This window comes from Curtobacterium sp. MCBD17_003, from assembly GCF_003234885.2.
GTDB lineage: Bacteria > Actinomycetota > Actinomycetes > Actinomycetales > Microbacteriaceae > Curtobacterium.
Genome location: NZ_CP126275.1, coordinates 1,698,545 through 1,720,643, shown reverse-complemented (window position 1 = coordinate 1,720,643; position 22,099 = coordinate 1,698,545). Strand labels below are relative to the sequence as shown.

23 protein-coding genes are annotated in these 22,099 nt (G+C 73.2%); 10 read left to right on the top strand and 13 right to left on the bottom strand.

What is annotated here, in order from left to right; translation table 11 throughout:
- Positions 1-102 precede the first annotated feature (102 nt).
- Positions 103-1,110: a glycoside hydrolase family 6 protein gene (locus DEI88_RS08210; protein WP_111071569.1), complete on the top strand. Its 1,008-nt coding sequence runs from the start codon at positions 103-105 to the stop codon at positions 1,108-1,110.
- Between the two features lie 218 nt (positions 1,111-1,328).
- On the top strand, positions 1,329-2,321 hold the full coding sequence (locus DEI88_RS08205; RefSeq protein WP_284183510.1) for an IS481 family transposase: 993 nt from the start codon (positions 1,329-1,331) through the stop codon (positions 2,319-2,321).
- Here the strand turns inward: DEI88_RS08205 and DEI88_RS08200 are convergent.
- The 3 genes from DEI88_RS08200 to DEI88_RS08190 form a co-directional block, all read right to left on the bottom strand.
- Entirely contained in the window at positions 2,318-4,906 is a 2,589-nt protein-coding gene (locus DEI88_RS08200; RefSeq protein ID WP_111072752.1) for an ATP-dependent Clp protease ATP-binding subunit, read from the bottom strand. The genes DEI88_RS08205 and DEI88_RS08200 overlap by 4 nt on opposite strands.
- A 129-nt stretch (positions 4,907-5,035) precedes the next feature.
- Positions 5,036-5,521: a Cys-tRNA(Pro) deacylase gene (gene ybaK, locus DEI88_RS08195; RefSeq protein ID WP_111025590.1), complete on the bottom strand. Its 486-nt coding sequence runs from the start codon at positions 5,519-5,521 to the stop codon at positions 5,036-5,038.
- 73 nt (positions 5,522-5,594) lie between these two features.
- On the bottom strand, positions 5,595-5,858 hold the full coding sequence (locus DEI88_RS08190; protein ID WP_111009022.1) for a hypothetical protein: 264 nt from the start codon (positions 5,856-5,858) through the stop codon (positions 5,595-5,597).
- Positions 5,859-5,981: 123 nt separating this feature from the next.
- On the opposite strand from DEI88_RS08190, the gene DEI88_RS08185 reads away from it, so the two are divergent.
- Both DEI88_RS08185 and DEI88_RS08180 read left to right on the top strand, forming a co-directional pair.
- Entirely contained in the window at positions 5,982-6,170 is a 189-nt protein-coding gene (locus DEI88_RS08185) for a hypothetical protein (protein ID WP_111072753.1), read from the top strand.
- A 60-nt stretch (positions 6,171-6,230) separates the two neighbouring features.
- Complete coding sequence (locus tag DEI88_RS08180) at positions 6,231-7,106, top strand: hypothetical protein (RefSeq protein WP_111072754.1); 876 nt, start codon at positions 6,231-6,233, stop codon at positions 7,104-7,106.
- 93 nt (positions 7,107-7,199) lie between these two features.
- Here DEI88_RS08180 and DEI88_RS08175 read toward each other — a convergent pair whose 3' ends face one another.
- From DEI88_RS08175 to DEI88_RS08160, 4 genes are all read right to left on the bottom strand, one after another.
- Positions 7,200-7,706 (bottom strand): NUDIX hydrolase, encoded by a 507-nt coding sequence (locus DEI88_RS08175; RefSeq protein ID WP_258368467.1) that lies wholly within the window; start codon positions 7,704-7,706, stop codon positions 7,200-7,202.
- The gene (locus tag DEI88_RS08170; protein WP_181441294.1) at positions 7,703-8,932 is read right to left on the bottom strand and encodes an SGNH/GDSL hydrolase family protein; all 1,230 of its coding nucleotides are present in this window, start codon (positions 8,930-8,932) and stop codon (positions 7,703-7,705) included. Before DEI88_RS08170 ends, DEI88_RS08175 begins: the two co-directional genes overlap by 4 nt.
- A 106-nt stretch (positions 8,933-9,038) precedes the next feature.
- Positions 9,039-9,731, bottom strand: coding sequence for a TetR family transcriptional regulator (locus DEI88_RS08165; RefSeq protein ID WP_111009018.1), 693 nt, complete (start codon positions 9,729-9,731; stop codon positions 9,039-9,041).
- A 191-nt stretch (positions 9,732-9,922) separates the two neighbouring features.
- The gene (locus DEI88_RS08160) at positions 9,923-10,279 is read right to left on the bottom strand and encodes a PRC-barrel domain-containing protein (RefSeq protein WP_111035852.1); all 357 of its coding nucleotides are present in this window, start codon (positions 10,277-10,279) and stop codon (positions 9,923-9,925) included.
- 172 nt (positions 10,280-10,451) lie between these two features.
- Here DEI88_RS08160 and DEI88_RS08155 point away from each other — a divergent pair, with 172 nt between their 5' ends.
- A complete protein-coding gene (locus tag DEI88_RS08155) occupies positions 10,452-12,161 on the top strand; it encodes an ABC1 kinase family protein (RefSeq protein ID WP_181441296.1) in 1,710 nt (569 codons plus the stop codon).
- Positions 12,162-12,173: 12 nt separating this feature from the next.
- On the opposite strand, the gene DEI88_RS08150 is transcribed toward DEI88_RS08155, so the two are convergent.
- Positions 12,174-13,028, bottom strand: a complete 855-nt coding sequence (locus DEI88_RS08150) for an NAD-dependent epimerase/dehydratase family protein (RefSeq protein ID WP_181441297.1) — start codon at positions 13,026-13,028, stop codon at positions 12,174-12,176.
- Positions 13,029-13,194: 166 nt separating this feature from the next.
- Between DEI88_RS08150 and DEI88_RS08145 the strand changes: the two genes are divergently transcribed.
- A complete protein-coding gene (locus DEI88_RS08145; protein ID WP_181434812.1) occupies positions 13,195-13,839 on the top strand; it encodes a ScbR family autoregulator-binding transcription factor in 645 nt (214 codons plus the stop codon).
- A gap of 147 nt (positions 13,840-13,986) precedes the next feature.
- Here DEI88_RS08145 and DEI88_RS08140 read toward each other — a convergent pair whose 3' ends face one another.
- Positions 13,987-14,922, bottom strand: coding sequence for a ScbA/BarX family gamma-butyrolactone biosynthesis protein (locus tag DEI88_RS08140; RefSeq protein ID WP_502866967.1), 936 nt, complete (start codon positions 14,920-14,922; stop codon positions 13,987-13,989).
- Positions 14,923-15,359: 437 nt separating this feature from the next.
- Between DEI88_RS08140 and DEI88_RS08135 the strand changes: the two genes are divergently transcribed.
- Positions 15,360-15,956, top strand: coding sequence for a hypothetical protein (locus tag DEI88_RS08135; RefSeq protein WP_146244853.1), 597 nt, complete (start codon positions 15,360-15,362; stop codon positions 15,954-15,956).
- A 329-nt stretch (positions 15,957-16,285) separates the two neighbouring features.
- Here DEI88_RS08135 and DEI88_RS08130 read toward each other — a convergent pair whose 3' ends face one another.
- Positions 16,286-16,924, bottom strand: coding sequence for a histidine phosphatase family protein (locus tag DEI88_RS08130; protein ID WP_111013344.1), 639 nt, complete (start codon positions 16,922-16,924; stop codon positions 16,286-16,288).
- Positions 16,925-17,076: 152 nt separating this feature from the next.
- On the bottom strand, positions 17,077-17,481 hold the full coding sequence (locus tag DEI88_RS08125) for a ribonuclease E inhibitor RraB (protein WP_181435093.1): 405 nt from the start codon (positions 17,479-17,481) through the stop codon (positions 17,077-17,079).
- Between the two features lie 203 nt (positions 17,482-17,684).
- Here DEI88_RS08125 and DEI88_RS08120 point away from each other — a divergent pair, with 203 nt between their 5' ends.
- Positions 17,685-18,311, top strand: coding sequence for a GIY-YIG nuclease family protein (locus DEI88_RS08120; protein ID WP_502866966.1), 627 nt, complete (start codon positions 17,685-17,687; stop codon positions 18,309-18,311).
- Between the two features lie 30 nt (positions 18,312-18,341).
- On the opposite strand, the gene DEI88_RS08115 is transcribed toward DEI88_RS08120, so the two are convergent.
- Both DEI88_RS08115 and DEI88_RS08110 read right to left on the bottom strand, forming a co-directional pair.
- Positions 18,342-19,253 (bottom strand): putative endonuclease domain-containing protein, encoded by a 912-nt coding sequence (locus DEI88_RS08115; protein ID WP_258375179.1) that lies wholly within the window; start codon positions 19,251-19,253, stop codon positions 18,342-18,344.
- Positions 19,254-19,299: 46 nt separating this feature from the next.
- Positions 19,300-19,602 (bottom strand): metal-sensitive transcriptional regulator, encoded by a 303-nt coding sequence (locus DEI88_RS08110; RefSeq protein WP_111009011.1) that lies wholly within the window; start codon positions 19,600-19,602, stop codon positions 19,300-19,302.
- 76 nt (positions 19,603-19,678) lie between these two features.
- Between DEI88_RS08110 and DEI88_RS08105 the strand changes: the two genes are divergently transcribed.
- Positions 19,679-19,906, top strand: coding sequence for a heavy-metal-associated domain-containing protein (locus DEI88_RS08105; RefSeq protein ID WP_111009010.1), 228 nt, complete (start codon positions 19,679-19,681; stop codon positions 19,904-19,906).
- A complete protein-coding gene (locus DEI88_RS08100) occupies positions 19,903-22,077 on the top strand; it encodes a heavy metal translocating P-type ATPase (RefSeq protein WP_111072760.1) in 2,175 nt (724 codons plus the stop codon). Before DEI88_RS08105 ends, DEI88_RS08100 begins: the two co-directional genes overlap by 4 nt.
- The last annotated feature ends 22 nt before the right edge of the window (positions 22,078-22,099 follow it).

Genomic DNA, 22,099 nt, shown 5'->3' with positions numbered 1-22,099 from the left:
CTCCGGTCCGCGTGGACAAGCGGAACGGCGGCCGGTTGACTTGTCCCCCACACACGGCAGACGTACAGGACGTCTGTCAGCGATCACCCAGGGGAACAACCGATGAACCGCATCGTCCGTGCGGCCCTCGTGGCCGCCGCCGTCGCGTCGATCAGCACCACGACGGCCATCACCGAGACCGCCAGCGCATCGGCGGCGACCGCCACCGTCACACCGGCGACGATCCGTACTGCTCCGACGCAGACGATCTACCAGGGCGGTCTGTACGTCCAGCCCGACAGCCAGCCGGCGCAGGCGGCAGCGACCCTCGCCGCACAGGGCCGGGCCACCGAGGCAGCGGCGGCGCGGACGATCGCACGCCAGCCGATCGCGATCTGGTTGGGCGAGTGGTTCCAGGGCGGCCTGCTCGACAGCACCATCGCACGGAGCCTGGCGAGCGCAGAATCGAAGGGCACCACCCCGGTGTTCGTCACCTACGCGATCCCCGACCGGGACTGCGGCGGGTACTCCGCTGGTGGGCTGACGCCCGCGCAGTACACCGCGTGGAACCAGCAGATCGCGGACGACCTCCACGGTCATCGCGCGGTCGTGCTCGTCGAGCCCGACTCGCTCGCGATGCTCCCGTCGTGTTCGCAGGACGCGTCGACGCGGCTCCCGCTCCTCAGGACAGCGGTCGCACAGTTCCACGCCGCCGGTGTCCCCGCGTACCTCGACGGGGGGAACTCGAGCTGGAACGCGCCGGCCGTCACGGCCTCGGAGCTGAACCAGGCGGGCGTCAGCCAGGCGCGCGGGTTCTTCACGAACGTGTCGAACTTCAACGCCGTCGATCCGGAGCGCTCCTACGCCGGCAAGGTGTCCGCCCTCACCGGCGGATCGCACTTCGTCATCGACGTCTCGCGGAACGGTCGCGGTGCCCGCGGCGACTGGTGCAACCCAGCGGGTGCCGGCCTCGGTCAGGACCCGCACGTGACGTACGGCAGCGGCCAGCTCGACGCGCTGCTGTGGGTGAAGACACCCGGTGCGAGTGACGGCACGTGCAACGGTGGGCCGGCGGCCGGCGACTGGTTCGCGTCGTACGCGGTCGGACTCGTGCAGAACGCCGCGCGCTGACGCCCGTCCGGTCCGTGGCACCGCCCGGACAGGCGACGGGAACGCCCCCGGTGTCGATGCGACACCGGGGGCGTTCCTCCACCCGGAGTGGACCTAGATGTACTGCCCAGGGACGTTGGTTGTGTTGCGACGACTCGCTGTAGTCGTTGGGATGTGAGAAGGACCTCCTGCAGTGGAGTGGAGCTGTCTAGTTCACACACTCTCCGCAGGAGGTCCTCGTGTCCCACGCTAACGCTGCCCTGACACCACGCCAACGCCTCCGGATAGGTCGTCTGATCGTCGATGACGGCTGGCCAGTCCGGCACGCAGCCCTGTTCTTCCACGTGTCCTGGCCGACCGCGAAGCGCTGGGCCGACCGGTATGCGGCCATGGGCGCCGAGGGCATGCATGACCGCTCGTCCCGTCCGCACCGGTCCCCGAACCGCACCCGCCCTGAGCTGGTGAAGAAGGTCGTCGCACTTCGCTGGCGAAAGCGCCTCGGTCCCGTTGGGATCGGCGGGCAACTCGGCATGCCGGCCTCGACAGTGCACGCCGTGCTGACCCGCTGTCGGGTGAACCGGCTGCACCACATCGACATCCGCACCGGCGAACTCGTGCGCCGTTACGAGCACGAACGTCCGGGCGCGATGATCCACGTCGACGTGAAGAAACTCGGCAACATCCCCGATGGCGGCGGCTGGCGCTACGTCGGCCGACAGCAAGGTGGGCGGAACCGGTCAGCAACGCCCGGTAAGGGCCGCAGCAAGCATCGCGGCCCGCTGATCGGGACCGCGTTCGTGCACACCGTGATCGATGACCACTCCCGCGTCGCTTACGCCGAGATCCACGACGACGAGAAAGCAGCGACCGCGATCGGGGTGCTACGGCGGGCCGTGTCGTGGTTCGCCGCACGCGGTGTCCGGGTGGAGCGGGTCCTCTCCGACAACGGCTCTGCCTACAAGTCCCACGCCTGGCGCGAGGCCTGCACTGAGCTGGAGATCACGCCGAAGAAGACCCGCCCCTATCGGCCGCAGACCAACGGGAAGATCGAACGCTTCCACCGCACCCTCGCCGACGGGTGGGCGTTCTCACGGCACTACCCGACCGAGCACGCCCGCCGGAACGCCCTCCCGGCATGGCTGCATCACTACAATCACCACCGGCCCCACACCGCCATCGGGAACCGGTCACCGATCACTCGGTTGACCAACCTCCCTGGGCAGTACACCTAGACCCGCACGCGGGCGTCCCGGTCCACGGTGGCGACGAGCTGGTCGGCGACCACGTCGATCGCGATGGTCTCGCCGGCTGCGACCTCGGAGCGGACCATGAGGTCCGCGACGCGGTCCTCGACCTCGCGCTGGATGAGCCGACGCAGCGGACGGGCGCCGTACTCGGGTTCGTACCCGTGCTCGGCGAGCCAGTCGACCGCGGCGGGACGGACCTCCAGGTCGAGGTCCTGCGCGGCCACCCGACGTGCGGTGTCGGCGAGCAGGAGCCCGACGATGGCGTGCAGCTGCGCGCGGTCGAGCTTGCGGAACAGCACGATCTCGTCGATCCGGTTGAGGAACTCGGGCCGCATGGCCTCGCGGAGCTTGCCCATCACCCGGTTCCGCAGGTCCTGCTCCTCGTACCCCGAGGCGTCGGTCGCCGCCGAGAACCCCAGGGCGCCCGAACGGCTGGCGAGGAACTCGGACCCGAGGTTCGACGTCATGATCACGACCGTGTTCCGGAAGTCCACGGTGCGTCCCTGCCCGTCCGTGAGTCGTCCGTCGTCGAGCACCTGCAGGAGCAGGTTGAACACGTCCGGGTGCGCCTTCTCGATCTCGTCGAGCAGGATCACCGAGTACGGGTTCCGGCGGACACGCTCGGTGAGCTGCCCGGCTTCGTCGTACCCGACGTACCCGGGAGGGGCGCCGACGAGCCGACTGACCGTGTGGCGCTCCCCGAACTCGCTCATGTCGAAGCGGAGCATCGCGGTCTCGTCGCCGAACAGGCTCGACGCGAGCGCCTTCGCCAGCTCGGTCTTGCCGACACCGGTCGGGCCGAGGAACAGGAAGCTCCCGACGGGGCGACGCGGGTCGCCCATGCCGGTGCGGCTGCGACGGACGGACTTGGCGATGGCGGCGACCGCGTCGTCCTGCCCGATCACCCGTGCGTGCAGGTCGTCCTCGAGGACCGCGAGCCGGGCGCGGTCGTCCGCGGTGAGCCGCGAGGCGGGGATGCCGGTCGCACGGGCGACGACCTCGGCGATGTCCGCCTCGGTGATCGTCGTGTCGGCCTCCGTCCGGGAGGCGCTGCTCGCGTCGGTCGCGGTGGGCGCGGTGGCGGACTCGATCCGGGCCTCCAGTCCGTCGATGGCGTCACGGAGCCGCGATGCCTCCTCGTACTGCTCCTCGGCGACCGCGCGGTCCTTGGCGGACTGCAGATCGACGATCTCGGCACGCAGGGCGTCGACGTCGACCGTGCCGCTGAGGGCGAGACGGCGCCGCGCGCCGGCCTGGTCGATGAGGTCGATGGCCTTGTCGGGCAGGAAGCGGTCGGTCACGTAGCGATGTGACATCTCGACGGCCGCGCGGATGGCGTCGTCCGTGTAGGCGACGCCGTGGTGCTCGGCGTACCGCGGCGCCAGGCCGGCGAGGATCTGCACGGCGTCGGCCACGCTCGGCTCGCCGACCGTCACGGGCTGGAAGCGGCGTTCGAGCGCGGCGTCCTTCTCGATGCGGCGGTACTCGTCGAGCGTCGTGGCGCCGACCATGTGCAGGTCACCACGGGCGAGGCGCGGCTTGAGGATGTTGCCGGCGTCCATGCCGCCGTCACCACCGCTGCCGGCGCCGACGACGGTGTGCAGCTCGTCGACGAACACGATGAGCTCGTCGCGGTGCGCGGCGATCTCGTCCATGACCTTGGTGAGTCGCTCCTCGAAGTCACCGCGGTAGCGCGTGCCCGAGACCATCGCGGCCATGTCGAGTGCGACGACCCGCTTGCCCTGGAGCAGCGTGGGGACGTCGCCGTCGACGATGCGCTGGGCCAGGCCCTCGACGATCGCGGTCTTGCCGACGCCCGGTTCGCCGATGAGGACCGGGTTGTTCTTGGTACGGCGGAGCAGGATCTCGACGGTCTGCTCGATCTCACCGGCACGGCCGATCACGGGGTCGATTCCGCCCTCGCGTGCGCGGGCCGTGAGGTCGGTGCCGAACTGGTCGAGCGTCGGGGTGTCGGACTCCTGGCCCGGCGTGCCGGCCGCGGTGCTGCCGGCGACCGGGCGACCCTCGCGGGCGGCACGGGCGGCGTCCTGCGCGTACTGCTGCATGGTCTGCGGCGTCACGCCCGCGGCGACGAGCATCTGCCCGGCGACGGTGTCCTGCTCGACCACGAGCGCGAAGAAGACGTGCTCGGGGTCGACGTACGTGGATCCGAACGCGCGCGCGGCCTGCGCGGCGTCGAGGAGCGCGCGCTGCGCTGAGGGCGTGAGCGCGGGACGGCCCTCGGGGCGCTCGTCGGACGGCTCCGGGAGTCGTTCGTCGACCGCGGCGGCGAACCGATCGGGGTCGGCGCCGACGGTGCGGACGAGCCCGGCGAACGGCTCGGCGGTCACGAGGACGCGGAGCAGGTGCAGCGCGTCGATCTCGTGGTGGCCGCGCTCCACGGCGAACGTCGCCGCGGCGCGGAGCACTTCGTGGGTGCGGCGGCTGAGGAGCCGCGTGATGTCGACGGGCCGGCCGAACGGCACGGACCGCTGCTGGCCCTGGAGCAGGCGGGCGAGGAACTCGTCGAACGAGTTGTCGCTGCCGGTCGGGCCGAAGACGTCTGACAAAGGGACCTCCTGTGGAACTTGAGTGCGTCCGACTCAATACAACGCAGAGGTGCCCCGGCCATTCCCGGGTGCGGGAAGAAGTTGCGTCGACACGACTCAGGTCCGCGAGGAGGTCGCCACGGGGTCGGCTCAGTCCCGCGCGATCGCGGCCGTCGCGCCCGCCGTGACCGCGAGGAGGTCTCGCGGCGCGAGTTCGATGTCGAACCCCCGCCGTCCGCCGCTCACGAAGATCGTGGCGTAGTCCTCGGCCGACGCGTCGAGCACGGTTCGGAGCGTGGTGCGCTGTCCGACGGGGCTGATGCCGCCGACGACGTATCCCGTGCGCCGCTCCGCGAGGTCCGGTGCCGCGAGCGACGCCTTCTTGCCCCCGACCGCGTTCGCGATCGCCTTGAGGTCGAGTCGGTTCGCGACGGGGACCACCGCGACCACGAGCTGCTCGTCGACCTGGACGACGAGCGTCTTGAACACCTGGTCCTCGCGGAGCCCGAGCGCCGCGGCCGCCTCGGCGCCGAAGTTCGTCGCCGTCTCGTGGTGCTCGTACACGTGCGGCGTGTAAGGGACACCGGCACGGTCGAGTGCGACCGTGGCCGGGGTGCGCGGGGAGGCAGCGGTCATGCCGTGATCTTGCCTGGAGTCCGCTGAACGTGGTCCGCGGCGCGCGGGCAGCCGTCGCTCCCGCGGAACGGGATCAGCCGCCCTGACCCTCCTGCTGCGGGCCCTGGTCCACCGGGTCGTACTCCGTGCCCCGTCCCTGCTCCTCGTCCGGCAGCGGGTTGCGGCGCTCGGCGGAGACACCGCCCGTGTTCGTGGCCACGTAGTCCGCCGCACCCGACTGGGTGTCCTCGCTCATCGGCCGGGTGAGGTCGCCCTGCAGCACGCTGTCGGAGGTGCTCGCCGCTGCCGCCTCGGCAGCCGCAGCCGGGTCGCGCTGGTCGTGCCCTGGTTCCGTCATGTCGCCGAGCCTAGGCCGACGGCGACGACGACGTCCCTGGGAACGGGGGTCGCGGGCCGCGCCTACCGTCGGCGGGAGGAGCGCTCAGCGTGGGCGCCCCGGCCACGCGGACGAGGAGGCGTCATGAGCAACGACGGAACGAGCGGCAGCGACCACGAGTGGGAACCGCCCATCGTCGACGGGGAGCCGGTCACCGCGGAACGGCTGGAGCGCGACCTGTCCTTCGACAGCGATGCGGCGCCCGCGGACGACGCGCTCACGGACGACGACGCCCGGACCGCCGACCTGGAGGCCACCGAGGCCGAGGACTGACCCCGGCCGCTCCGCGGGCCGCTCCACGGAGCAGGATGGGTGGGACGAACGGCGGAGGACATGTCGGCACTCGATGACGGGGTCGGCGGCGCAGGCCCGGAGCCTGGCCGGCGCCGCGCGGCGTTGCAGGCGATCGCGTACGGGCCGGACGCCACGCCCGCCGAGGCGCAGGCCGCTCGCCGGGCGCTCGATGCCCTCGACCTCGCGCCTGGCCGGCCGGTCGCCGCCGAGACGCGCGATGCTCGACCGACCGGCGCCGACCGGACCGACTCGATGCCGATGGCTGCCGACCGGGTCCCGTCCGGTGCGGGCGCCGCTGCCCCCGCACCGCCCGACCCGACCTCGGCCCGGGCGAGCGACGTCGCACCGGTGACCGCGCTCGACGACGGGCGGTCCAGCGGCTCCGGCTCCGGTCGCGCGCCGAGGCGAGGAGCGTGGGGCCGCCTCCCGGTCCGGCTCCGCCGTGTCGGCCTCGTCGCGATCGTCGGCACCGCACTCGCGTCGTTCGGCGTCGGTGCATTGGTCGGGACGACGATCGACCAACAGCGGTCACGACCGTCGGTCGCGGCCGCCACGAGCGACGGGGAACGCACCCTCGCGGCGCTGCTCTCGGCGCCGCAGACGTTCGCCGACCAGATCCCGGGAGCGGTCTCGGCTCCCGTGCGGCTGCACTCCACACGCCTGGTGTTCACGAACCGCTCCCTGTCCGCGGACGACGCCCAGACGCCGTGGGACGTGTACGCGGCGGTCGGGACGAACGCGTCGCTCGTCTGCCTGCTCGCGACGGCGGACGGTCGGACGGCGAGCACGTCGTGCTTCCCCCGTGCCGACGCCCTCACCGGATCCGTCACCCTCGTGACGCAGAGCGAGAGCGGCACCCTCACCGTGCACGTCCGCGGCGGGGTCGTGTCCGGTCGTGTGCGGCCCTCGTCCTGAGCCCGCCGCCTCTCTCGTGGGCGCGACGCCTCTCTCGGGTGCGACGCCCCTCTCGTGGGCGCGACGCCTCTCTCGCCGCCCCTCTCGTCGGCGCTACGCCTCCTCGCGACGGAGCAGGGTGAGCAGGGCGTCGAGCGCAGGCACCTGACCCGCCACGAGGTCCGTCCGTGCCGCGGCGACGCTCGTCCACCGGGCGTCGTCGACCTCGGGGAACGACACCATCCGGCCCGACCCCCGCGGGAGCTCGACGAGGAAGGTCGTGCTCCGGACCGTCTCCACGACGAGGTCCGACGCGCCCGCGAACAGCGTGACGCGCTTGCCCGAGGCCTGGCGGAACGTGCCGAGTTCGACGTACGGCACGTCCGGTGCGGGGACGCCGATCTCCTCGTGGAACTCGCGCCGCGCGGCGTCGAGCGGTGTCTCGTCGAGGTACTCGCCCTTCGGGAACGACCACGCCCGTGGTCGCCGCCGCCAGAACGGGCCGCCCATGTGCGCGACGAAGACCTCGGTGTCGATCTCCGGGTCGGCGGCACCACGAGCGACCGGTGCCGCGGCCGATCGGTACAGCACGATGCCCGCGCTCGTCACCACGGCCGTCACGACCCGTCGGGACGACGTCGACGACGCACGAACGCCCAGACGACCACGACAGCGCCGAGGACGACCACCCCCGCGCCGATCGCCAGCCGGCCCGCGTCGGCGGAGGACCGAGCGGCGGCCGCACGAGCCGCTGCCGACGCGGACGCGGACGCCTGCGCGGACGCGCTGGCTCGTGCCTCCCGGGCCCGTGCCGCGGCCTCCGCGTACACGGCGCGGATGCGGCGTCCGGCGTCCGTGGCCATCGCTCCGGCACCCGCTGCGTTCGGATGCAGCGCCCCGGGTACGAGGTCGACGTCCCGGAGGCCGGACGACGCGGACAGGGTGATCCCTCGGACGAACGGCCGGGTCCTCGAGCACGGTGAGTGGGCGGCCGTCGCGGAGAGCATCGGAACGTAGGTCCCACCGGCCTGGTGCACGACGGCCCGCGTCGTCCGGTCGAGCCGCTGCTGCACGCCGTGGAGGTAGCGGACGTCCGTGTCCGTGAACGGGAACGCATCGCGCGGGAAGGACCCGGTCAGGCTCGCGGCGTCGAGCGCGGCGCGGAAGCAACCCGCCGCGGGTGTGTGGGCGGCGTCCGGGAAGATCGTGGGGTACCCGACGACGACGAGTCGGGCGTGCGGCGCGGCCGTCCGCACCGCACGCACCGCCGACCGGATGCCACGGGTGACGGGACCCTCGACGGCCGCCGCGAGCGCGTCGGTCCCGTCGGTGACCAGGCGGCTGCGACAGTTCGGCACGTCCGCCCCCGACAGCACGGGTCCGCGTCGGGACAGGGCGACGCACGAGGACGCCGTCGCGAACAGCCCCGCGTCGTTGCCGCCGATGGACAGCGTGACGAGCCGCGTCCGGTCGCTCAGCGCGTCGACCTGCGGTGCGGCACCGTTCTGGCGTCGCGAGACGACGTCGGCGCTCGTGGCCCCCGCGCACGTGACGTCCACGAGCCGGAGGTCCAGGCTGGCCGCGATGCGGTGCGGGTAGTCCTCGGATGACTGGCCGCAGGCCGGGACCGGGTCCCCCGTCGCATGTGGCAGGCCGTAGCCGGCGGCGTAGGAGTCGCCGAGCGCGACGTACTCCGCTCCGCGCGGGGGCAGACCGTCGCGACCGGCGCGCGCACCGTGGTGCGCGGTGGAGGCGGGCACCACGGTGGCCGCCGACGCCGCCGGTCCCGCACCGGGGTCGGCGGTGCCGATGACGACGACGGACAGGACGGCGGATGCGGCGATCACGGCCAGGGGACGGCAGAGCAGGATGGGGACCTCACCAAGCGGGGACGGGGGCGGCGGGGCGACCGATGCTACGCCTCCCGGCCCGCGTGACGATCGTGCGCGGCGGTCAGCCGACGAGTCGCCGCAGCCGACGACGGATGCGGTCGACGTCGTCGCACCCGGCCTCCTCCATCGCCTCGATCGCGCGTTCGGTGGCAGACGCGAGGGCCGCCGGCGTGGCACCGAGCGTCGCGTAGCGGTCGAGCGCGTTCGACACGGCCCGGGCGACGAAGCCCTCGTACTCGCCGAGCGACTCAGCGAGCTCGTGGAGGCCGACGAACCCGGCGACCATCAGGTGCGCCTCGAACGGGATGTCGACCTCGGGCGGGGCGTCCCCGATGTCGACCGCGCGCTGCAGCGTGGTGGCGCACAACTGGATCCACCCGACGTACGGCACCGGCAGGTCGATGTCGATGAGTTCGGCCTCGCGCTCGAGCCGCACGACGGCCCGACCGATGGGGTCCGACTGCTCCTGCATCGCGACGAAGACGGTCGACAGGGCGAGTTCGTCGAACGGGGGACGATCGGCGGCCGGCAGCGCGGCGAACACGCCCTCCTGCGTGAAGGACACGTCCATGATCGCCTGGACCATGTCGGTCTTCGACGCGAAGTGGTAGCTGACGAGGCTCTTCGCCACCTGCGCCCTGGCCGCTACGGAGGCGTAGGTCGTCGCCTGGTACCCGCGTTCCCCGAATTCCAGGGCTGCGGCCTCGAGGATGGCGTCCCTCGTGCGTCGGCGTTGGTCCTCACGCATGCCCATGGCAGACCACCGTAGTGGCAGGAGCGATGAGGGACGCCGCCCCGGCCTGGTTCCCGTCGATTTCCCAGGACGCGCGTCCTGTGGGAGACTTCGGGCACAGGCGCGGCTCCGGCCGTGCGACGGCCGTCGAGCGGCCGGATGGACGTGCCGATGTGGGGGGACGTCCAGGGCCCGCTCGACGGTCGTCGGGGTCAGCGGCGCCCGAGTCGCCGTTCGCCGCCCGCACCGGCCTGGTACGCGAGGCCGTAGTGCTGGTACAGCGTCGGTTCGACCGACGCCTCGAGCTCGCCGTCGGTGTCGATGGACGGCGCGTCCTTGACGAGCTTCTTGTCGTAGGTGACCTTGAGGTGCTTGGGCGACACGGTGGCGCCGTCGAGGGGCACGAACACGAGTCGCTGTCGGCCGATCAGACCGATCTGGACGCTCGCGAACGCCGGCTGCGACGTCGCGGTGTCGAAGTAGATGCTCTCCAGGCTGCCGATCCGGTCGTCGCCGGCGTCGACGACCGGCTGCCCGATCCAGTCGCGGATGTTCTCGGCCTCGAACACGTCGTTCCTCTCCCCGCGCCGGAACGATTCGGGCGCGGTGCCGCAGACGGTAGTCCCGGTGCGGGCGTCGTGTCGCCGGTGCGTCGTGTCGCCGGTGCGCCGTGTCGTCCGTGCCCCGTGTCGTCCGTGCGCCGTGTCGTCCGTGCTCAGGGTCGCGGTCCAGGATCGGGTCGTGACGGACCGACGAGCGACCCTGCCGCGCCTGGCCGACCTCGCCCGCGGCGACGACACCGCGACGGGGACGCTCCGCGACCGTGCTCGCCGGTTCGCGGAGCTGCTCGGCATCGCTCGGCGCAACGGGCTGCTGCCGTTCGGCCGCCTCGACTTCTCGCGGTCCCCGGGAACGGCGGGTCTCCGGGTCGAGCAGGCGACCGGGTTGCGGCGCGCACTCGAGGAGGCCGGCGGCGCGTTCGTCAAGATCGGTCAGCTGCTCTCGACGCGTGACGACCTGCTGCCGGACGAGTGGCGCGCCGCCCTCGCCGATCTCCAGGAGGACGTCACCCCCGCGCCGGCCGACGCGGTCGCGGCCCTCCTCCGTGAGGAGCTCGGTGCGCCCGTCGACGAGGTGTTCGCCGCGTTCGATCCCGTCCCGGTCGCGGCCGCGTCGATCGCGCAGGTCCACCGTGCCCGCCTCCGGGACGGCCGGACGGTCGCGGTCAAGGTGCAGCGACCCGGCGTCGCGGTCGTGATCCGCCGCGACGTCGACATCGCGCTGCGGGTCACCCGGTTCCTCGCGCGCACCTCCGCGCAGGCACGTCGGCTCGGGGTCGAGGACGCCGCGGCCCAGTACGCGACGGACCTCGTGCGGCAGGTCGACTTCGGCCGCGAGGCGACGAACCTCGCCGCACTCCGCGCGACGCAGGCGCGCAGTCGTCGTGCCGCGGAACTCCACCTGCCCGAGCTCGTCGACGAGCTGAGCTCCCGCCGCGTGCTCGTCATGGAGTTCCTCGACGGTCGCACGCTCGCGACGGCCCGCGCGGACGGGGCGGACACCGCGTCGCTGGAACCACTGATGCGGACCGTGGTCCGCGCCTTCATCCGGCAGGTGGTCGTCGACGGGGTCTTCCACGCGGACCTGCACCCCGGCAACATCCTCGTCATGCCCGACGGGCGGCCGGCGCTCGTCGACTTCGGATCGGTCGGGAGGCTCGACCTCACCCTGCGCGAGACCGTCCAGGAACTGCTCGTCGCCTACTTGCAGTCCGACACGCGCGGCATCGCCGACGGGGTGCTCCGGCTCGCCCCGCTCGCCGACCCCGTGGACGAACCGGCGTTCCGACGGGACATCGCGACGTTCGTCGTCGACGAGCTCGGACCCGGAGCCCGCATCGGGATCGACACGGTCGACGCCGCCGTCGAGGTCTTCGGCCGCTACGGCATGGCGGTCCCCGCGGAGTTCGTCGCGGCCGCCCGGGCGTTCGCGATCCTCGAGGGCACGCTGCGCACCGTCACGCCCGCGTTCGACCTGCTCGAGGAGGCCCGGACGCTCGCCCGCGACCAGATCCGGGACCAGGTGACCCCCGCCGGGGTCCGGGACCTCCTCGTCCGTGAGGCACTCGCGGTGCTGCCCGGACTCCGGCGCCTGCCCCGCCGCGTCGACCGCATCGGGGAAGCCCTCGAGACCGGTCACCTCAACGTGAACGTGCGTGTGCTCGCCGACCGACGCGACCGACGCCTGGTCGCCGGTCTGGTCCGTCGAACGGTCTGGACGGTGCTCGGGGCGCTCGCCGGCATCACGGCGGTCGTGTTCCTGGCGGTCCCGCGACCCGTCCACCCCGGCGCGCTGACCCCGGCGGCGGCGGGCTGGGTGCTCGTGGTGGTCGCCGTGGTGTCCCTCGGCGCGACCGCGATCGACGCGGCGCTGGCTCGGCGTCGCGAGTGACGCCGGCCGGATTCACCCCGCGAGGGACCGGTACCAGTCGCGGTCCTCGGCGTCGAGCTCGAGCGTGCCGAGTGGCTCCGGGTCGGCGACGTCGAACCACGCGTCGTCGAGCAGCATCGCGAGTTGGTGGGAGCTGAGGCCCCGACCGGCGGCGCGATCGCGGAACTCCTTCACGGACACGACCGGGGGCAGGGAGCGGCCGAGCACCTCGGCGGCGGTGACCACGACCTCGCCCGCGGCCACGGGCGGATCGGTGTGGACGGGGACGACGCCCGATGCGCGCGTGAGGGCGGCGGCCGCGATGCGGCGGCCGAGTGTCCGGACGTGCACGACGCTCACCCGCGCCGCGGTGTCCGGAACCGCCCCCACGGCCGTGACGAGGCGCAGCGCCGACGGGAACACCCATCGGTCCCCCACCCCGTGGACGACGTTCGGGCGGACGACGGCTCCGCCAGCTCCGAGGACCAACCGCTCCGCCTCCGCACGGCTCACGGAGGTCGCGGACTCGGGCCTCGCACCCGGACGCGGACCGCCCCGGTGCGGCCCGGAGCCGAACACCGCCGCGGTGGACACCAGGACCACGCGCGCTCCTGCCTCGGCCGCCGCCTCGACGACGATGCGCGTGCCGTCCACGTTCGTGCGGCGGACGGCGTCGTCGTCCCCGCCGATCGCGACCGCGCTGTGCACGACGGTCTGCACACCCGCGACCAGGCGGGCCACGGCCTCCGGGTCGAGCAGGTCCCCGGACACCGGGGAGAAGGCGGCGTTCTCGGGCACCGCACGACGCACGAGACCGCGGACCGGCACGGCCTCCGCCACGAGCGCGTCGACGACGCGTCGCCCGATGAACCCGAGCGGACCGGTCACCGCGACAGGTGTCGAGGAGGACAGCGAGGAGGACATTTCGGGGGACGATTGCACGCTGGGGGCCATCCATTCACGTCGAGGGGTGTCGTGCGGACGGTAACAGGACCTGAGCGTGGCTACCATGTCGGAGCGGCCGTCGGGGCCGTTGGGAGTCGGAGGGGACACCATGGCCCAGCAGGAGCGCGCCGTCGTCACGCGCGACAAGATCGTCCGGAGCGCCGCGACGATCTTCGAGCAGCGCGGGTACGCGAACGCGTCGCTCGACGTCGTCGCCTCGGAGGCGGGCGTCACCAAGGGTGCGCTCTACCACCACTTCAAGTCGAAGGAGGAGGTGGCGAACGCGGTCATCGAGCTGCAGTACGAGATCGCGCAGTCGTACGGCGAGCGGGTGTTCCTGCTCGGACGCACCGCGCTCGAGCGGATGATGTGGATGTCGCAGACCTTCGCCCAGCAGATGAAGGACGAGGTCGTCGTGTCCGCCGGGGTGCGGCTCACCACCGAGGCCGGCGGCAACGGTCTCGAGCGCGAGGCGCCGTACGCGGGCTGGATCCACACGGTCGAGGGGCTCATCGCGGCGGCGGTCGAGGAGGGTGACATCCGCGCCGACGTGGACCCCACGCGCCTGGCGGCGTTCCTCATCCCTGCGTACACGGGCGTGCAGCTCGTCTCGGACATCCTGCACAGCCGCGAGGACCTCTTCCAGCAGCTCGAGAACATGTGGACGATGTTGCTCATCCCCGCGCTCGTGCCGGCCGAGCGGCAGCCGCTCGTGGCGGACCTCCCGGCCCGGATCATGCGTTCGGCGGTCTGACCGCACGCCCCACGGCACCGCTCCGTCGGGCGGTGCGGCTCGGCCGGGCGGTGCGACGAGGCCGGACAGTGCCGCTCAGCTGGGCAGTGCCGCTCAGCTGGGCAGTGCCGCTCAGGGGGGCAGTGCGACTCAGGGGGGCAGTGCGACTCAGCCGGGGAAGGCGGAGGCGCGGACGCGCGACACGACGACGCCGTCCTGGCACAGGACCGCGACCTCGGTGCCGTCCTCGCGCTCGAGCGTGATCGTCACGGGACTCGTGAGCTCCGCGTGGGCGAGGAACTCGACCGTGACCTCGCGGGGCGTGTGCGTCGGATCGTCCGCGTGGGCGCGGAAGGCCTGCAGCGCGGCCTCGAGCACGACCATGCCCGGCACGTGGTCGAGCGGGTGGTCGAAGTACACCGGGTTCGTGGCGTCGAGCGAGAGCTCGAACGCGTCGCTGCCCGCGGCACCGGACAGCAGGACGAAGTCCGGCGTCGGCGCGCCCACCAGCCCGTGCGCGGCCGGACTCGGGCGAGGCGGCAGGCGATCGACGTCCGCTGAGGACGGCGCGCCCTCGCGCATCCGGCGGTACACGGGTCCGGGGATGGTGCGGGCACGACCGCCCCCGCGGGCGAGGACGTGGTCGCCGTCGCGGACCGTGAGCATCGAGTCGTAGGACGCGGCGACGCCCTTGCGCTCGACGAGCTCCGAGACCACGACGTCGATGGTCGGCGATCCGGGGCGGTCGGAGCGGCGGACCGCGTCCTCGGCGACCTCGACGCGCATCGACTCCATCACGAACGCCTGTCCGAACGGCACCCCGAGGTGCAGGTGCGCGAGTGCGATCGCGGTCTGACGGAGCGTCTCGAGCGCGAGCGCGGGTCCGACGGCGACGTCGTCCGTGCCCCACGGTCCGAAGTACGCGTGCCGCCTCGGCCAGTGCACGTGCGCCACGAAGGTGCTGTCGCTCGTCCGCTCGAGCGCAGTGAGCAGCACCTCCGTCAGCTGACGGCGGTGCACCAGGGCTCCCGGGAGGAGATGCGCGTGAGGGGACAGGTCGGTCTCTCGGGTTCGCGTACTGGACGTACGTTCGGTGGCGGTCATGAGCATCGTATGGGGCAGCGGTCCGTCGCGACACCACCCGTTCCACACGGTCGCGCCGCCCCGACGGCGACGTGCACCTCGCGCGGGGTACACGACGCGTGTCGTGCGGCACCACGCCCTCGCCGCCGTGCTGCCCGCGCGCCCGGAGTGCCGCGGATCGCGAGGAGCGGGGCGTCCCGCCGTCCGGGGTCCGCGCCTGCCCGGTCGACGGGCCGAGCGGTACACGGGGACAGGCTGCGTCCCCCGTTTTGGGGTCGAACCCCCGTCCTCCCCGAGCGCCGCCGGACCGACACCCCCGGAGTGGGGCCAAGAAGCATACCCAACAGTACGGTTTTGCCGTTACGCTGCTGGTGATCGGACGGAACGGCGCCGGTGTCGTGGTCTCAGGGGTGGTACCGGCGTCGTCCCCGTCCACCGCCGACCGACCCGGAGCCGACATGACCACAGCGCGCGTCACCGCACCGCGGAGCAGCACGATGCTCCTCGGTGGCACCGCGCTGGTGGTGGGCGCCCTGCTCAGCGTCATCGCCCAGCTCGCCGGTCCCACCGGCGGTCCCACCGGACCGTCCGGTCAGGCGTCGTTCGCGATGCTCGGTGGTGCCGCGACCTTCATGGCCGCGTTCGTGCTCGGGTTCGGCGACGGCGGCGCATGGGACGCCGTCCGTGGATCGTGGATCGGGCGGGTCTCGTTCGCCGTGTTCGGCGGCGCCGGCCTCCTGGTCGGGGTCGTGCCGCTGCTGCCCTCGCCGCCGATCGCGTCGGCCGGGGTCGTGGAGGCCGGCCTGATGGTGACGGCGGGAGCCGCGGCGGTGACAGCCGCCGTCGTCGTGCGGAGGGTCGCGGCGACACCACGCCGCATCTCGGTCGTCGTCGCCGCGATCGGCGCCGCCACCGCGGCGTCCGGACTCCTCGCGCTCGCGCCGTCCACGGGGCACCTCGCTCCGTTCGCCGCGGTCGCCGCAGGGCTGCTCCAGGCCGCGGTCGGCGCCGTCGTCCTCCGGCAGCGCCGACGGAAGGGCCGGCCCGTGCCGTGAGCCAGACCTCCAGCGTCGGTCATGCACGCGCTCCTGGTGGATGCATCCCCCCCCCTGCACCCGTCGGGACCGCGATCGACACTGGACCAGCCCGCCGCCAGGCGGGCCCACGGGGCGACCGAGCCGTGTTCGGGTCATGGCGCGATCGTCCGCGTGGACGCCCCGTCGCACATCGCGACGCCGGGCACCGGAGGGTCCGGGTGCGTTCGGGTCGCGCCCGGACCCTCTCCACGCTCGTCGACGCGGGTCGCGGGCGGCGTCGGCCGGGAGGCGCGGCATGGGTCGCCGAGGAGTGGTCTCCGACCGTCGTCAGACCCCGCCAGCCGCGGTCAGATGACGCCACCGGCCGCGTCGGTCGCGCCCGCGGTCACTCCGGCACCCTCCCAGGCGACGCAGGTCCACCCGTCGTCCGGTGACCCCTGGAGCTCGACGACACCCGTGTTGCCGAGGACGTGATCGGCCACGAACGCGAGGTCCACGTTGTCCACCCGGAGGCCGACCCACGCCCGGATGGCCGCGCCCGAGCTCACGGCGACCACGACCTCGTCGCCGGCGGTCGCGATGCGCTCCACTGCACCGTCGAATCGGTCGAGGAAGGCGCGGCCCGTGATGGTGCCGGGCATCGCACGGTCGAGGTCCCCCGCGACCCACGCACCGATCGTGCCGTGGTACCGCTCGACGGCGGCACGGTCGTCGTGACCCTCGAGCTCACCCGCCTCGATCTCGAGCAGGCCCGGGAGTTCCACCGCGACCAGGTCACGCCCCTGGAGGAGCGGGGCCGCGGTCTGGTGCGTCCGGACGAGCGGTGAGACGTAGACGGCGTCCAGCCGGCGGCTCACGAACGATGCCGCGAGGGCGTCGGCCTGCTCACGTCCCGTTGGGGTGAGGTCCGGACCCGGGACGCGGGTCTCGAGGCGCTTGACGACGTTCGTGGGGGTCTCCCCGTGGCGGATCAGGAACAGCTGCACGAGGGACAGCGTAGGGAAGCGGCGGCGCGCGGTGCGCGCCGCCGCTTCCGCGTGTCGGCACCGGAGGACCTCCCGGCGCCGTGCTCCCCGCCGCGCGCGGCCGCCTCGGGCCCGGTCGCGATCAGCGGTGTCGTGGTCGGTCGACGTCGTCGTCAGAGCCGAAGTGCATGCGAGGGAGCGGGCGCGTCGACGCCGTACTCCCAGCCGTCGTAGTCACCGTGGTGGTGACGGGCCAGGTCGGTGAAGAACCGCCGGGCGTCGGACACCGTGCGTTCGTCGATCACGGAGACGGTGCGGACCGCGATCACGGCCCATCCGTCCTCACCGACGGCCCGGCCGAGGCGACGGATGCCCCATCCGGACTCGCGCATGCGGTCGGCCGCTGCTCGGGCGTCCCGCTCGGTGTCGCAGTACCAGAAGTGCAACCACGGTCGTGCCGTGGTGACCGCGCCCGACACGGTCGCGAGCGACGCGCGGTCAGCGGCGGTGAGGAGCGCCTCCCCCGCGCTGCCGCTCGTGCGCCGACCGAACTCCCAGATCTTCCCCATGGCCGTCATACAACCATGCGTGAGCATGGTTCAGGAAAAGGATACTCGGTATGCTTTCTCCGTCCCCGTGTTTCCGCGGGAATCGGCCTTCCTGGACTCCGTCCGGCAATCCGATTCCCAGCCGTTTCCGAGCGGAGTGGAACGGACCGCCGTGCCGTGCACATCGGGTGCGGGAGCGCCGTCGCGTCGGGGGTCCGCCGTACCGTGCAAGGGTGACGAACGACGACGCGATCGACGACCGTGGCCACGGGACCGCCGCGCGACGCTCGCGGGGAACACGGGCGGCCGCCTGTGCGGGTCCGGTGTGCGGCTCGTCCTGCCGCCGCCCGGTCCCTCCGGACGCGCCGGTCGCGCTCTGCGCGCAGCACCTGGCCGTGGCGGCCGAGTGGGCCGGCGCCACGGGCGGTGTCGACGACGTCCTCCCCGCGCCGTGCGCCGCCTGCGGAGCACGGACCGGCGTGCGGTATCCGTCCGGGTGGGTCTGCGGGGTGTGCGAGTGGCGCGTCGGGGCGGTGCCCGACGGCGAGGCACGTCCGCCACGCGTCGACGTCGTCTACTACATCCGCTTCGAGGAGCGCATCAAGATCGGCACCTCCGCCAACCCCCGCCAGCGGCTCGCCCGGCTCTGGCACGAGGAACTCCTCGGGTTCGAACGGGGTGGGCGCGCCCTGGAACGCGCCCGACACCACCAGTTCGCGCACCTGCGGTACCCCGGGTCGGAGTGGTTCAGGATCGAGGACGACCTCCGCCAGCACGTCGGCCGCGTGACGGACGGCCAGCCGGCGCCGTGGGACCTCTACACGCGCTGGGTGAGCGAGGCCGTCGCGCTCCGGACCTGATCTCGGGCCCCGTGCGGACCGTGCCCGGTGTCAGTCGCGCAGGTAGGCGTCGACGAGCAGGTCCCCGCGCACCGCCCGCAGTTCGTCCACGAGCCGGGCGAGCGTCCGCCGGGACCACCCGCCGGCCTCGATGTCGTGCGGCCCGAGTGCCGGGAGCCGTCCGGTCCGGATGCGGATGACCTCCCACCCCGCGGCTCGGAGGGCACGGTCCTTCCGGCGGTCGGCGTCCTCACGGCGGCCCACGTGCTCGAGACCGTGGCGTCCCGTCGAGTCGTACTCGATCGCGACGCGGAGCTCCGGGAGCACGACGTCCGGCCACGCCTCGAGGTGGTCGAAGAAGGGTCGGGCGAGACGCACCGCGTTGTCGCCCTCGGTGTGCTCGAGCCGCGCGCGGAGGTCGGCACGCAGCTGCGCCTCCACCGCGGACGCCGGGCGCGGGGCGCACGCACTGCGGAACGGGGTCCCCGCCGGGAGGTCGGGGGTCCGGGTGCAGAGGTCCCGGCCACGACGTGTGGGTCGAGCCGGACGCGTCGCGAGCGGAGCGGGAGCACGTGGTGCGTCGGATGCCGGCCCGGTGACTCCGTCCGGACCCGTGGCCGGCACCACGGCGGGGTGCAGCAGGGTCAGCGGTCCGCGGGGTCGGGCTTGCGCGGCACACTCGGGACACCACGAGGACCGCCGGCGCTCGCGGCCGGAACGGGACCGCTGTTCGCTCGGTGTGGCGACGAACACGTGGCCCGCGTCACACTCCCAACACAGGAAGACGTCGGCGGCGGGCGGGATCTGGCTGAGGACGATGCCGCTGTTGCGGTCGGGGTGGTACTGACGCACGAGGACCGGGAAGGAACGCCATGCCTCGCGGAACTCACCGACGGCGTAGGGCACCTCGCGCCCGCGCGACCACTGCCGTCGCGCCCACCACACACCCACCGGTTCGGCCACGGACTGCAGCGTAGGGAGCACCACCGTCACCGGCGGCCGCGCCCGATCAGGAGCGCACGAGCCGCGCGATCGCCGCCGATGCCTCTCGGATGCGTTCGTCCGCGGCATCGCCGCCCTCCGCGACGGCGTCGGCGACGCAGTGCGCGAGGTGGTCGTCGAGCAGTCCGAGGGCGACCGACTGCAGGGCCTTCGTCATCGCGGAGACCTGGGTCAGGATGTCGATGCAGTACTGCTCCTCGTCGACCATCCGCTGCAGGCCGCGCGCCTGCCCCTCGATGCGCCGGAGCCGTTTCAGGTAGTCGTCCTTCGCGGAGATGTACCCGTGGTGGTGCGTGGTCTCGTCGGTCATGCCGTGCCTCCCGGTCGGTGGCGGTATCGTGGTGCGGTACCCCGCCAGGGTATCGCGATGACCGAGGGAGACGAGCATGACCGAGCCGACGACGACCGACTACCGGATCAGCGGGATGACCTGCGAGCACTGCGTCATGAGCGTCGACGAGGCGTTCCGCGAGCTCCCGGGCGTCCTCGGCGTCGTGGTGGACCTGCAGGTCGGCGGGATCTCGACCGCGACGGTCACGAGCGAGCGTCCGCTCGGCGACGCCGAGGTCGCGGCCGCCGTCGACGACGCGGGGTACGCGCTGGCGGAGGCATGAGCGACACCGCCGCACCGGTCGAACTCGCGATCGAGGGCATGACCTGCGCATCGTGCGCGAACCGCATCGAACGCAAGCTCAACAAGCTGCCCGGCGTGGCGGCGAGCGTCAACTACGCGACCGAGACCGCCACGGTCCTCCTCCCGCCGGAGATCGGGGTCCGCGACGCGATCCGGACGGTCGAGGCCGCCGGGTACCACGCGCACCTGCCCGAACCGGACGTCGAGGAACGGGACCCCGCCCTCCCCCTGCGCCGCCGACTCGCTGTCTCCGCCGCGCTCGCCCTGCCCGTGGTCGCGCTGTCGATGGTGCCCGTCCTGCGGTTCCCCGGGTCGACCTGGGTCGCGCTCGTGCTGGCGCTCCCGATCGCGGCGTGGGGCGCGTGGCCGTTCCACCGGTCGGCGGTCGTGAACGCCCGACACGGCGCCGCGACGATGGACACGCTCGTGTCGCTCGGGGTGACCGCCTCCCTGCTCTGGTCGGTCTGGTCCCTGGTGGCCGGTCTCGCCGGCCGGGACGGGGCCGGGACGCACTCCTACGCCGAGGTGGCCGCGGTCGTGACCGTGTTCCTGCTCGCCGGCCGCGTGGCCGAACTCCGGGCCCGTCGTCGCTCGGGGGCCGCGCTGCGGGCGCTCCTCGACCTCGGCACCCCGACCGCCCGCCTGCTGCGCGACGGTCGGGAGGTCGAGGTGCCCACCACGGCGCTCCGCGTCGACGACCGGTTCGTCGTCCGTCCCGGCGACCGGATCGCCACCGACGGTGTCGTCGTCGAGGGGACCTCCGCCGTCGACACCAGCATCATGACGGGCGAGTCGGTGCCCGTCGAGGTCGCGGTCGGTGACGCCGTGACCGGCTCCACCGTGAACGTCGGCGGGGCCCTGGTCGTCGCTGCGACGAGCATCGGCGCCGACACCGAGGTCGCGCGGATCGGTCGCCTCCTCGTCCGCGCCCAGACGGGGAAGGCGTCCGTGCAACGGCTCGCCGACCGGGTCTCCGCGGTGTTCGTCCCCGTCGTGATCGGCCTGGCGCTCGTCGCGCTCGTCGGCTGGCTCGCGATGGGGTCCGGAACCGGTCCGGCGGTCGCCGCCGCCGTCGCGACGCTCGTGATCGCCTGTCCCTGTGCCCTCGGTCTCGCCACGCCCACGGCGTTGCTCGTCGGGACCGGCCGTGGATCGCAGCTCGGGGTGCTCATCACGGGCCCGCAGGTGCTCGAGGTCACCCGGCGCGTCGACACCGTCGTGCTCGACAAGACCGGCACCGTCACCACCGGTCGCATGCAGGTCCGGGAGGTCGTGCTCGCGCCCGGCACGGGGACCGACGAGGAGACCGTGCTCGCCCTGGCCGCCGCCGTGGAACGTCGGTCCGAACACCCGGTCGGGCGCGCGCTCGTGGAGCGCGCGGGTCACGACACCGCTGCGGCCGTCTCGGCCTTCCGCTCCACCGCGGGATCCGGCGTCGAGGCCGTGGTCGACGGCGCCGTGGTCCGCGTGGGTCGTCCAGCGTGGGTCACGGGGCTCGGAGCGACACCCCTGCCGGCAGCACTCGTGGCCGGCGTCGAACGGGCGACCGCGACCGGGCGGACCGTCGTGGCGGTCGCACGCGACGGCCGCGTCCTCGGCCTGGTGTTCGTCGCCGACGCGGTCCGCCCGACGAGTCGCGCCGCGGTCGAGCGGTTGCGACGCATGGGTCTCCGGACGGTCCTGCTCAGCGGCGACGGGCAGGAGGTCGCCCGTGCCGTCGCCACCGAGGTCGGCATCGACGAGGTGGTCGCCGAGGTGCGACCCGAGGACAAGCACCGCGCCGTGACCGACCTGCAACGTGCCGGGGCGGTCGTCGCCATGGTCGGGGACGGTGTGAACGACGCGGCCGCGATCGCCGCCGCGGACCTCGGCATCGCGATGGGCACGGGGTCCGACGTGGCGATGGACGCCGCGGACGTGGTCCTGGTCCGAAGTGACCTGGCGGCCGCGGCGGATGCGATCGCCCTGAGCCGACGGACACTCCGGACGATTCGCGGCAACCTGTTCTGGGCGTTCGCGTACAACATCGCCGCGCTCCCGCTCGCCATGGCCGGGCTGCTCGACCCCATGATCGCGGGTGCCGCCATGGCTGCGTCCTCGGTGTTCGTCGTCGGCAACAGTCTGCGGCTCCGCCGGTTCCGTCCCGCCTGACCGTCCGGAGCGGCGGCGGACG